The following is a 13911-nucleotide window of genomic DNA, read 5'->3' as shown; positions in this document are numbered from 1 at the left end:
TACTATCTTTGACAAAAAATATGTTAAGATAATTTATATATGTATATAATTGTAAGCTAATTTTAATATGAATGTAATATTTAGATTATTACTGTTCTAGGTAAAGGTGGCAAATAGAAAAAATGAATGGATTTGTAACATACCTAAATTCACTGAATAACGCAAACAGTTCAAATGAGAATGCGTTGGCAGAAGCTCAAGTTACTAATCAATATTATAAGAAATTTCACGTTGAAAGAGATTTAGGCAATTATTTAGCAAAAGAGTTATCGAAAAAACCCACATGTGTAATTCTAACAGGTCATGCTGGTGATGGAAAAACAAGCTTAGTTTATCAAATTTTAAAGGCTGTTAATATTTTTGATGAAAAAGAAGGGCTTAAGAAATATGATCAGAAATTTGCAAGTGAGTTAGGTCGTGACTTTTTTTACATAAAAGATATGAGTGAACTATCAGAGCAGGAACAAATTAATCTGTTAAAACATGCACTTTTAGGAAAAACCAAAGGTATGTCTTCAATAGTTGTATCTAACACAGGACCCTTAATAGAAACGTTTAGGCAATTAATTAAAAATGGCAATATTAATACTGTCACTGAAGAAGAAGCAGAGATGAAACTCCTTAAGCTAATGGATGAGAATGTGGGGCAAGAAGCCAATATTGGGGATTTTGACATATTGTTAGTAAATATGGCCCGTATAGATAATGTCGTATTAGTACCAAAGTTTATAGACAAAATTACATCTGATGAACTTTGGATTACATGTGAAACTTGTCCCAAAAGACCGGTATGTCCAATTTATAATAATTATAATTCTGTAAAGGAAAATAAAAGGAATATTAGTTTATTTGCAACAAGTTATTATCGTTGGTTATTTGAATCAGATCGTCGTTTGACTATTCGTCAAATCCTTGCGCAGTTGTCGTATTCTATGACAGGCAATCAACAGTGTGAATCTATTTCTGAAAATTATGGTATAGAAAGAAAATTTAATTACCACTTTAGTAATTTATTTTTTGGATATATAGGTATTATTGCTTATGAAGAAGCTAGACAAATTAGAGCTATTCAAGAATTACAGCATCTTGAATTAGACAGCAAAGAAACATCTTATGATTACGATTTTTTTGCTAGAAATGACTTTTCCCATCTTTCTTCGGAGACTCAAGAAATTATTTCGTCGATTTGGGAAAAAAGAATGCAAAAGTATAAACTCAAACCTACTGAATACATGCTTTTTGAAGAACCCTACCTATTGAGGAAAGCTGTTCGGAGGATGAATATTTTATTCGGTCAATATAATAAAGAAGGGTTAAATGGTTTATTTAATGAGTTATTTTCTCCTATTTTTAGTAATTATTTGTCATTTAGAGAAAATAAATGGAACATTAAGGAAAGTAGGATTTTAAAATCTACTTTGTATAAGGCGCTACATTACATACTAGTAGGAACACATTCAAAAAACGATAATGACAAGATATACTTGCCGCTACAACGGCAAGGTACTGGAATGCAAAATGTTCAACTGTTATTAGGTGAGCTAAATAATAACGATATTTCTGTTATTCAAAAGTATAAGGAATCAGTGTTTGATGCAGCTGAAAATCATTACGAACTATATATTGGTTTTACTAGTAAAAAGGAATACAAAGTACCATTAATGTTACTAGATTACTTTAACCACATTGCAAAAGGTGCTGTTTCTTCAAAGATTAATCCTTCACTTAGTCATGGTATTGATAGAATGAAATCACAGTTGTTTTCTGAGTATCAATATAACGATAACGAAGAGATAATAAGGCTTTTAATTCATACACTTAAAGGTCCTAAATTAGTCAAGCTACAAATTGGTGAATCAGAAATATTTGTAGATTAAGGAGCATCATTAATGATTATTAAAACTAGTAAAAATATTATCTTTCCAAATTTCAAAAAAAATGAAGATATTTTAAAGGAAAACTTACAAATCCAGACATATGGTCAAAGGTTGTTTAGGGATCAGACCTTGTATGAGTATTTGCTAGAATTCTTAGTGATTTTCGCTTCTCCTAAAAGCTTGGGGAAAAAGGATTATATGGATGCTAGTCATCAATTTCAGTTTTTGTCACAAGCGGGTGAAAATCAGTTATTTTATTTCCCCACTCCAAGAATGGGATTAAAACGTTTTATATTTCTAAATCGCAGTGAAATAGAAAAACGTTTTGAAGTTGACATTAATGCATTGGAAGACCATAGGGAAATACTAAAGGGCAAACTTACGATAGATTCAAACCAACAGGAAGATTTTCTATTAAATATACTTCAAGATTTATTATATGGATTTAACGCCATTATCGGGAAACGTTCCTGGTTTGCTCAATCTTTATTACCTGTAGCACCAGAACTCATTTTTTGTGAGGCAATAGGAAAGAAAAGTGATAGAGAAAAATTAGAAAAAAATTCAAGCTTTAAGGACATTGATGGCAAATTTGATTTTAATTACAGAGCGTTTATGGCAAGAGGTGGAGAGGTTTATTATCTTCATGTCTTACAAGGAGTTCAGGAAAAACCTGATCTAAAGGAAAATTTAGAAAAGAATTTACAAGAGTTAATAACCGGAATCCCCCAACTTAGCCAAATTGCACAATTTATACAAAATAGTTGGCGTCACGACAAGATCAAGGAATTAGATGGAGACCAAGACTCGTTCATAGAAAAAATAGATTATGTCACTAAAAGTATGGAATGGATACCTGATAATTATAGAAATAGAGCTGCTTTTACTGTTCAAGAGTTAACTAACCTTCTCTCTTCTTCTATAAATACTTTAGAAAAAGTAGAAATGCTTTCCTCTTTGATCGCATTACAAGTAATGCGAATGATGTGTCTACAAGCGCAATTATTATTAGAGGGAAAAGATAATGCTGAATGGCTAATTGACGTAATCAATAATCCAGGTAATCAAATTAGAAAAATGGCAGTAGCCTCTTACGAAAAGCTAGAGGAAAATGTATTTAGAGCCGTACATCAAGCAAATATCCAGAATTATATGGATAAGAGTGTGTCGAATAAGGCAGAGGAAGCCATTTACGAAGATGCTTCTAAAGATACTAATCGGTTAATTAGAAAACTTGGTAAACAGCTTGGTTTCGTTGTACCCCCGAAGGGAGGAAGTATGCGTTTTGGAATTAATGAAGAAATCACGAAAATATTAGTCTTATCACTGGTGACTCCCGGAGAAAGAATGTTATATACAACATTTTTAGACAAGTGTTATAAACATTTTAAAATTATAATCGGTCCAAATGAAGCGAAGAAACATTGGTCAGAAAACAACAGTCTTGATTTAACAATGTTTAATGCAAACTCCGAAAAATTTCAAGATTTATTAAAAGACTCAGGACTTTTAAGGGATTTATCAGATTCAACTGCAATTGTAGAAAACCCATTTCAGGAGTGAATTAGGTGAAGGAATATATAAGTGAAATAATAGGAATATTAGATGAAAATATTGATTTCTCAAATAGAGATAAAGCGTATTTGTTTAGATTAGAAAACTTTGTACACCCTAGAATCTATTTAGAGGTATGTAGATATTTTAGAAATACTTTTTCTAAAGAGGGAATAAGCTTTCATGCAAAGCTTTCTAAAGAACAATATTCACTTTTTAAAGCACATAAGGAATTTCATTCTTTTCTAGAGGAACTTGAAGAAGAAAATTTCGTTGAACATGAAGTTCAAATGACAACATGGAGAAATTCAGTAGTTGAATATAAGGGAATAATATTCTTAATGGGAACTGAAAGTGTTCAAGATAAGGGAGGTTTAGCAGATTTTTATAAAATATCTCCTGAAGTTCTCGAGCGACTAGTTGGTAAGAAATATTATTCCTGGTTTGTAAAGCTAATAGATGTACAAGATAAATCCGAAAGAACTGCGATAAATCATTTTTTTGACCACTTATTTCGTATAGTACCGAAAGACTTATATAAGCTTAGTAGCGTTATTGATCGGTTAGAAAGAGAAAATGTAAACGGTCTCGAAGAAGTTCTAGAATCAATTGGTAGAAACCTATTAAATGACTGGGGTTTGCCTTCTATTCATAAATTTGACAGTAGAACGATTAGTAATTTGGGAAAAGAAAAAAAGTTCGATTTAATTGAAAAAGCAAATAAATTTAAAAATCGAGCAGAATTTAAGGATGGATTGACGAAAGCAAAATTTTCCAAGTTACAAAAGAAATTAAAAGATTTTAAAGATAAAAATATGTATGAAGAGTTTCCTGAATGTATTGAGCATGTAAAGGAATTATTTGGATCATTTGAAAAGTTTGAAATAGCGCTTCTTGATTATTTTAAAGGTAAAACCTTAGATGAATTAAGACCTAAACTGTTTAAATTAGATTTTAACTTTATTAATGCCATTATAAATTTAAAAAGCACTAAGGGTCCTGTGGAACCTAAAGAAAAAATGGTTAAAATTTATGGTGCTCCAATTGAGGCATTTTCAAAAATAATTTTTAGTAGCTTGTCCATGCTTAATAACTCAATTGATTTAGATGGAAAAACCAAACTTGAACTATCAGTTAATGAAGCTGTGTTATCAAATTATATAGAAGATAATGAATACGATCTTTACAATGCTTGGACGAGGATATGTTTTGCCACAGGTGGAGTAGTTGAATATCTACAGGAAGAGCTAGAAAGTGAAATAGACATTTATTATAGGGACAATAAAGATCCATTTCAAATTTCTCATTTGGATGATTTATCAATTAAACCCTCAAAAGGTACTCAAAAACTTTCTAATATATCATTTTCTGTAAATATTGAAGGTATTAACAAACCTATTGAATACAAGTGGATTTTTAACCCTAATGAATTTTGGCTTCATACCTTTGATATTAATATTCTGGATCAATTAATTGAAACAAGTCAATCAACAACAGGTTTCTTACCTATTTTTTATTGTGAGTCTTTAGGTAATTTATTAAGCAGTGTAGACTCAGAAATCTTTTTTTACCAGTTAAATGGGTCTGACTATCAGTATCTTAATGTATTTGACTTATTTCCAAAGGAAATTAAAGAAGACACGATGGCGTCTAAGTTATATCAGTTAAATAAGCCATTTAAAGACTTTTTAAATGATTTGAAAAATCATGGTTTCTACAACACTGTAAACGCAAGAAAATCATTTACAGCACAACTGTTTATTAAAAAGTATATTGATGTAATTGAATCAATTATAAACAATAATACAACGCTTACTACAATAGAAAAGAAACATTACCATCTCTTAACAAATCTTTTCTTAATGGTCGAGTCTAAGGAAGCAGCACGTGATGAAAATCTTAATGGAGCTATTGTTCCTCCTTTTCACCCTGCAATGTTAGAGAAAATGATTGAACAACAGGCGTTTTTCAGAAAAGGTATCCATACTCTTTTAATTGAGGCATTAAACAACAATACTACAAACAAGCATTTTGAAAAATTTATTGAAAATATTATTAGACAATCAACTATTAATTCGGGTTTAGATACAATAATCTCAGATTTTTCAAATAATAAACTTACAAAAGAAGTATTTGGTTATTATGCTTTACACGGTGATGTCTTAGATGAGAATACTTTAGAGTCTATTGTTCTATTGGATAACGATTTGGTATTTGATGATGATTTTAATACCAAGGAAATGATAACGAACACTTTTATGTCTCGCCTTATTGAAAGAAAGTTAACCGAATATGTTCAAACATTCCCTGCTCAAACTGATTGTATTAAAATTGGTTTTATAAACTTTGAACATTTACAACCAGTAGTTGCTGGAGTCCACACATTTATTGAAACATTAAAAGAAATAACTCACATAATAAATATTAAGTTACAAATTATATCTCCAAGCCAACTTCAAGAGGGAAGAACCTATGTGAATTATTGGTTGGATAATTTCTTTAATGAAGAAGATAATGTGAAAATTGAGACTTACTATAGAAATATTAATTTAGAAAACGATCCGTGTTCAGTATTAGAAGATGTATTACTAGATCATGATTTGATCTTTATTAATGATGTTATGACAACTAGTAAAGTTGCCTACCGACATACGGGTCAAACTAATATCACACCTTCAGAAACTAGATTTCCAATGGTGTTTCATCCTATGCCAATTTATGAATCTGAGTTAACAAGAAGGGTTTCAGTTAGTCAAAGACAGTTCCATTCTTCTTTCATTTACTCACAATTAACACATAGGGTTGAGTACCCTGATAGTAAAGAGGGAATATATAGGGTAGAAAAAGAACTGAATCTGCCTGATCAAATGTATCAAGTTTTAGATGTTTTACATAGTAAGGCAAGATGGGTAGTTACATTGGATACTGCTCTTGACAAAAATTTCTTTAATAGAGATAAGGTAATAAGCTTTTCAACTGGTGAGGGCCCATACGGTGAGTTAAATATGACTATCTCAGCCTCTGATAAGATGCGAACAGATGTAATTACACGTCTTACTAAGAGATTAAAGGATTTATTTCCATCGTGGGGTAATGATAAGTTAAATGCATGTGCTAAATATTGTATTGAACAGTCTAAGGAATTGGATGGCATTAAAATCTTAAAAGCTTTAAATCCCTATGATTACGAAATTCATAGTTTTTTATCATATATTTTATCAGTCAACACTATTAATGTTAATTCTCGTGAGGAAAATATCCTTCTAAAGGCTTACATCCCAATGGATTCCTATATGCACTGGTTTAGCGATTCTTCAAACCGACCAGACTACTTGTTAATACAAATTAAGAAAGACGATTTGAAAAATGATTTTATTGAGATCGATGCGACTATTGTTGAATGCAAAATGGGTAGGGAAAATAATGTTCATGTTGAGAAGGGGCTTACCCAGCTTAATAATAGTATTAATTATCTTTCAAAATTATTTGATGGTGAATCATCTTCATATAATAGAAGATATTGGTTTGCGCAGTTATATCGTTCATTAGTATTTGCTCCAAATTTTGTACCAAATTTAGAAAAAGATCAAAGTGAGTTTAATCAAAGTCTATTAAATATACTTGAGGGTAAATTTAAAATAAATTGGTCTGCCAAATTACTTACTTATTGGCTTAATATTAATAATGAAGTAAGTAAAAATAACATTGATATACTTCTAGGGAACAATGTTTTATGTACACACGAAGAATATGGTCAGCTTTACATTCAAAAGTATTTACTTCCTAAGGAAATGTCAGAGAATATTGAGTATGTAGATATTCAAGAGAACAACTTATTAAGTTTTACCAATAATCGTGATGATTTTGAATTTTTAATAGAAGAGTTTGAAAAGGAATTAACGAGTGATTTCACAGAGGTTAGCTTAGAAGAAAGAAATCTAGAGGATGAAGACCAACATATTAAGTTTTCACCTTCAATTAAAATTCCAGTTACTTCAGATGAAGATAGAGATGATACCAACAGTCACGATACACAGACGGTTGAAGGCCCTACCTCCATCAAAATAGGAAATGGTGGAAATGGTAATGAATTAACTGGGGAAGATAATCATCACGTAGATAATTCTAATTCCGAAATTCGTGAGCCCAAGAACAAAGATGTGGCCAGTATTAACACAAATTTTGTACCCCTTGAAAAGGTGCGCATACTTTTAGGTAAGGATACTAGAAATAATCAGGATATTTTTTGGGAGTATGGACATCCACAATTAGAAAATAGACATATTTTGATTTCTGGCAAATCAGGAGTAGGGAAAACATACTTTATTCAATGTTTACTTTATGAGTTAGCAAGAAGTGGGATCTCAAGTATTGTGTTTGATTATACAGACGGCTTTAAAAAGTCGAAACTTGAGCCGGAATTTAAAGAGGCACTAGGCGAAAATATTGAACAATTTTTGGTTTTTAGAGATAGTTTTCCTGTTAACCCGTTTAAAAGAAATCTTAAAGAATTAGACGAAGATGAATTTTTACCTGAGAGTGATGAGGATGTTGCGGAAAGAATAAAGAGCGTATTTATGGCTGTTTATAAAGATATAGGATCACAGCAAGCGAATGCATTGTATCAGGCAACCAAGGAAGGTTTACGTAAATATGGAGATGCGATGGATTTGAAATACCTAGGAAAAGAGCTAGAAGCACTTGGTACTTCATACGCTCAAACTACTCTTTCAAAGCTTCAATCTATTATTGACAGGAACCCGTTCGATACAAGCTCCAGCTATAACTGGGAAGAACACTTAAAGAAAAAAGGAAAAGTATTTATTGTTCAATTGACAGGGTTTAACAGGGATGTTCAGTTGGTTATTACTGAATTTATTCTTTGGGATTTATGGAATTATTTATTAACTCATGGTGATAAATCTTTACCTTTTCCTGCAATTATCGATGAAGCACAGAACCTTGATCATAGTGAAAAATCTCCAAGTGCTAAGATATTAACGGAAGGACGAAAGTTTGGTTGGTCTGGTTGGTATGCAACGCAATTTATGCAAGGACAATTAGGAAAAGATGAGATTCAAAGATTACAAAATGCCAGTCAAAAAATATATTTTTCACCACCGGAAGAAGAAATTACAAGTATAGCCTCTTATTTAGACACAGATTCTTTTAAACGTAAGGAATGGGCGAAAAAATTGTCTGGTCTAAGGAAAGGTCAATGTATTGTTTGGGGACCTTTACTCAAGAATGATGGTAATTTAGAAAGAATGGGTCCTAGAATTGTTAATGTTATACCATTCTCTGAAAGGATGAATTAGTTATGAAATATAGTTTGAATTTCCATAAAACCTTTTCTCCTGAAAGAGATGCAATTGCCCAATTATTACGTCTTAGCAAACAAAGTGATAAGTTTTTAACAAAAGAGGAAATCTCACAATTGACTACAATTCCAACCGGTGCAAGTTCCGGAAAGGTCGTCCCTAACATTAATTATGCTGAGTTTATGGGTCTCATAAACGTAGAAACCAAAGGAAAGAGGTTCAAGGTCTTTCCTACAATATTAGGCGACATTATATATAATGAAGACCCATACTTTGTTGAATCCATAACTTTGTGGTCCTGTCATTATAACTTAGTGTCTAAAGGTTCCAAGGCTATTTTGTGGAGTTTTGTCTTTAACGAACTAGTCCCACAACTTGGTACAGAAATTCAGAAAGAAGTTTTATCTAATATAGTTTGTAAAAATTTTGAGTCAGAAGTAAATCTTACTCCCCTACGTTCAAGTTATTTAAATGATACTAGCTTTGCTGCTCTTAATATTATGATTGACGAAGGGAAAAATTATATTTTTACACCTCATAAGATTGAGCCTTCCTATAAATATCTATACGCTTATCAACTCCTTTCTAACTGGGAAAAGTTAGCCGGTGATATGACAGAAATAACAATTACCGATTTAAAGGAAAAATTATATTTTGGGGTTCCTTATCTATGGTCTGACAGAGACATACTAAATGTTATTGAACTATTACAAGACGAACGAATAATACTAATCAATCGACAATTGAATCCGTTGACAATTGTAAGGCAGGAGTCCTCTCAAGTTTTATTAAGTCAAATATATTCATTGTTAATATGACGGGGGATATAGGGTATGGAAGGACATAAAATTAAAGATATATTACGATTTAAAAAAGAGCTATATTTTAATGGTGCTGTTCAAGTTGACTGGTATTATCAAAAAGAGAAACAAATAGATGTTGCAAAAAGCTTTGTTTTCCATGGACCAGAGTATTTTGGTGTAAGTGAAGCTGATATTGTTTATAAAAGTCATAAATTAGTAGATACAGCTAGTTTTACTAACATAATAGCTAATAAATTATATGGCGAGACAAACGGTTCAAACTTTGTCATGACAATTGCTCCTTATGGTACAGGCAAATCCCATTTAGCTGTAACTTTAGCCGCATTATTTGGAAGTCCACAAAGTTCAAGTAATGTCCTAACAAATTTAAATAAAGTGGACAAAAGAATTGAGAACGAAGTGACTACTCTTATCAATAAACCCAACCTAGTTCTTGTTTTAAATGGTATGAAGGATTTCAATTTAAATTATGAAATATTAAATGCAACACAAAAGGCCTTAGCTATTCATAATGTGGATTCGACATTCCTACAAACATTGACTAAATCTTACGACATTGCCAAGAATTTTGTGAAAAATACTTTTAATACTTTTCGGGATTTATATGAAAAAAATGCGAAAGAATTACTTCCGCACCTACCATTATCTCAATTAAAAGAATACCTTATTGAAAATATCTTACAGGATACACAAGTTTTTGAAGTAATAAACGTCGTTTATGAATATGTTAATGGAACTTTTATTCGATGGGATGAGGGAGTTTCTGCAGGTGATGTTTTGCTTAAAATATCTCAAACACTTTGTGGAGATAGAAATCAATTTAATAAAGTCCTTGTTTTATTTGATGAATTTGGACGTTACATTGAGTTTGCATCCTCATATCCAACAAGAGCAGGAGATTCGGCCCTTCAGCAAATTTACGAGGCTGTACAAGATAGTTCTGATAAGATACTTTTTGTTGGTTTCATTCAATCGGACTTAAAAACTTATCTTACCAGGGTAGATCGGTCCTCTAACATAAACCGTTATGTTGGGCGTTATGAAGCAAGTGAAAAGATACACTTATCTTCCAATTTAGAAACAATCTTTGCAAATTTAATTGAGAGAACTAACACAAAGACATTTAAAGAAATAATTGAAAACAAACTCAATAAAGAAAATGAAACTCAATACTGGAGAGAATTTCATAAACGATTATTATCTTGGTTGCCATCAGCTCAAGAATCAAGTGTGTGGAAGGAATTTAATCAATTTAGAAAAGTTATTTTAGAAGGTATATATCCTTTACACCCTTTGACAACGTGGATGTTATCAAACCTTTCCAGCTGGCTACAACAACGTTCTTCTTTAACTTTTTTAGATAAACAAATTGAAAATTTTGGTGATGTAAAATTACATGATTTCGGTGACTTACCTTTTATTCCTGGGATCTCAATAATACAATCTGATTTCTTCCAAGAGTTGTTAGCTGCAGAACAAGACGAACGGAAACAGAGTGAATATTGTATACTCTTTAATCAAATTCTGATTAAATACGGAGATAAATTAGATGAAAGACAAAAGGCAGTTCTTGCTGCAAACCTATTATTGAGAATAGGCAGATTTAGAACAAAATCCTTACAGGATGTAAAAATAGCACTGATTTATGCATCTGGATTATCTGAAAAGGAAGTAGATGCTTCTCTATCTATTCTCGAGAATGATTATGGTGTTATCAGCTTTGATGAAACTGCAAATGTCTATGATTTTGTTTCTGATGCCACAGGAATAAATGATTTTAAAAGATTAATTCAAAAGAAAAAAAATAAAATTGATCTTGATTTAAAATTAGTTTTTCAAAGTACCACTAAAGATTTACTGAAATTAGATAATATTGAAACCTCTTTTGGACAACGTAACTATATTGTTTCAAATGAATGGAAGTACACTCAACATATAATACATTTAGACGAAATTATTAATGAGTTTCTTATTTCCTTAAAAAATGAATTCGAGATGTCTACAACACCAGAATTACCTAAAGGGAAAGTATTTTGGATATACGTACCTAAAAGTGAAGAAAGTGATAAGTTAAAATCCGTTCAGAAATTATTACACAAGTTAAAATTTAAAGAGATTCCAATTTTGTTCTTTATCCTCGATGATAGAGAAGGAATGTTTTATAACTCAATTTTAGATTATCAAATATCGAAATTATTTACTGAAGAAGAAAAGCTAAAGTATGCAAGATTTATTCCGGATTATATTTCAAAAAATGAAATGCTAGTCAAAGATAAATTTAATAATCTCGCTAGTCAAAGACTAGTTATAACAGAGAGTGGCATCGATAAAACAAGTAATCGTTTAAACAGGTATGCTGAAGATCAATTAGACCAATTGTATCCTAACATAATTCCTTTCCCTTTTACTGGCTTTACTGGAAAAACTTTAGCTACTCCCAAGAAGGGTCTTTCTAGAGTAGCAAGATTAGTACTAGCAGGAATGAATTATCAAATGATTCATTCAGAGACATCCGATATTAAAAATAGAATTGAAGAGGTTCTATTTGATGGTAAAGCTGGTGCATGGGGTGTCCTAAATAATAACTATCAACTTATTTCACCAACGTATAGGAAGGTAAAGAGAATTTTTAATAAGTTGGATGAGGAGTTAGAAAGGAACGAATCAATTCCTGTTAATAATATATTTGATCAATATCAGAAACCTCCTTTCGGTTTAAATGACTATTCTCTGGCCTTATTGATTGCGGTATATTTAGCACAGAAGAAGTTTGAAACTCGTGTTAATATTAATGATGAGCGTTTAAGATTAGAAGAATGGGGACAAGAGATTTATCTTGATAAAGAAGTTAATTTATTAAGACTCCTGGAAACGACCATTGTAAAAGTGAATGTGGATGAATTATCATCCCGATATCTAAATTTGTCGCTTAAAGTTGAAAGAAATAACGATGTGGACCAATGCCCTGTATTGAAAAAAGAATTAGAGCATCTAAAAAAAGAGGAAGATATTCCAGAAGAAATGGAAGATAAAGTTGCACATATGGAGATGATTCTTGATTTAGGGATGAACCTCTATGATAAAACAACAAGATCCATTGCAGCAGTAAGGGATAAATATTCACAAGCAAAAAGCGATAAAGACCTGAAAAAAATATTAGAGGTTATTGAAAAATGCGAAGGAATTAATGGACCGATCGAAGAATCAAACAGATACGTTTTTAATGAAAAACATACTGAAATTGCCGACAATTTAATTCAAGGTTCACATGCATTTATAGAGAAAGAATTTAAAGATTGGCTAATAAAACTGAAGTGTCAAAATATTGGTCAAGTTACTCTATTTGAAAAATGGGTAAAAGAAATCATTAAATTATTAAGAAAATATGATTATAAAGAGGAAGCAAGGAAAACGCAAACCAAACTAGAAAAAATATTAGATGATCTCTCAGTTGTTCACAAATTACAAAATATTAATGGGAATGTTAAAGAATATTTGAGGAAAAGTGTTCCAACAGAGAATACAGGCTTTGAACAACTTAATAATTTTAAAAAAGAGGGACAAGAACTTATTGATTTCATTCTAGGTCATAACGTAGATCGTAATTATTTAGATAGTTACCTTGATAAACTAGAACCTCGTGTAGAGCTTATTTCTTCTTATATAGATAGATTAACTGAGGAAATTACTCAAGTTTATGACTCATTCTTCGATCTTTCTGATATTAGGTTAAGCCAAGAAGTTTTAAAGAAAGCCAAGAAACTTTTAGCTAGAACTATAAAGGAAGAAGATAGGGTAAGTATAGAGCAAAGTGCAAATGATTTACAAAATTTCTTGAATGATGTCGATATACTTGAAGAATTAAAGGATATACGTGAAGAATTATTATCAGAGCTAGCAACATTAGAAAATAAATGGAATGAAGTTGAATCAGATATTGATTTTATTCCACTGCTAGAATCAAATAGAGAACAAATGATAAATCATCTTAATGAATTAGAAACTAAGTGGGTTAATAGGTATTTAAAGCAGCTGAACTCTGAGATAGGTTGGGATGTAACAGAGTGTAATATATGGCTCAATGATACTACGGTTTTGCCGCATTTTCTAAGTCCAATATCAATCGATAATTTCAAAAAAATGCGCAACCAAGTTATGTTGCGTTTGAATGAACTTTCTGTCGATGGCGTTCTCAGTTTATTTAACAATTTGACAGAAGAACAAAAAAAATTCTGTTATGATAAAATAGTATCTTTGCTAAGCGTAAGAAGTTAATTTAGCAGAATACTAAGCATCTAGAATTTTTCTAGATGCATTCTTTTGTACAGTATGCAC

Annotated in this window: 5 protein-coding genes; all 5 read left to right on the top strand. The window is 31.2% G+C overall.

The features are described from left to right. Positions 1–122: 122 nt before the first annotated feature. The 5 genes from J2S10_RS21090 to J2S10_RS21070 are packed head-to-tail and all read left to right on the top strand — an operon-like array spanning position 123 to position 13851. Entirely contained in the window at positions 123–1877 is a 1755-nt protein-coding gene (locus tag J2S10_RS21090; protein WP_307411976.1) for a hypothetical protein, read from the top strand. 12 nt (positions 1878–1889) lie between these two features. Beyond that, positions 1890–3440 (top strand): hypothetical protein, encoded by a 1551-nt coding sequence (locus J2S10_RS21085; protein ID WP_307411973.1) that lies wholly within the window; start codon positions 1890–1892, stop codon positions 3438–3440. 5 nt (positions 3441–3445) lie between these two features. Next, the gene (locus J2S10_RS21080; protein ID WP_307411970.1) at positions 3446–8749 is read left to right on the top strand and encodes an ATP-binding protein; all 5304 of its coding nucleotides are present in this window, start codon (positions 3446–3448) and stop codon (positions 8747–8749) included. A 2-nt stretch (positions 8750–8751) separates the two neighbouring features. After that, complete coding sequence (locus J2S10_RS21075) at positions 8752–9570, top strand: DUF4007 family protein (RefSeq protein ID WP_307411966.1); 819 nt, start codon at positions 8752–8754, stop codon at positions 9568–9570. 15 nt (positions 9571–9585) lie between these two features. Then, complete coding sequence (locus tag J2S10_RS21070; protein ID WP_307411963.1) at positions 9586–13851, top strand: hypothetical protein; 4266 nt, start codon at positions 9586–9588, stop codon at positions 13849–13851. Positions 13852–13911 lie beyond the last annotated feature (60 nt).

It is taken from the genome of Neobacillus ginsengisoli (assembly GCF_030813055.1).
The sequence above is the reverse complement of the archived record's forward strand: the minus strand, read 5'-3'. Positions and strand labels throughout refer to the sequence as shown.

Excerpts from the sequence above, each read along its gene's own strand:
- J2S10_RS21090 (WP_307411976.1), top strand. The coding sequence starts at position 123 with ATGAATGGATTTGTAACATACCTAAATTCACTGAATAACGCAAACAGT.
- J2S10_RS21085 (WP_307411973.1), top strand. The coding sequence starts at position 1,890 with ATGATTATTAAAACTAGTAAAAATATTATCTTTCCAAATTTCAAAAAA.
- J2S10_RS21075 (WP_307411966.1), top strand. The coding sequence starts at position 8,752 with ATGAAATATAGTTTGAATTTCCATAAAACCTTTTCTCCTGAAAGAGAT.
- J2S10_RS21070 (WP_307411963.1), top strand. The coding sequence starts at position 9,586 with ATGGAAGGACATAAAATTAAAGATATATTACGATTTAAAAAAGAGCTA.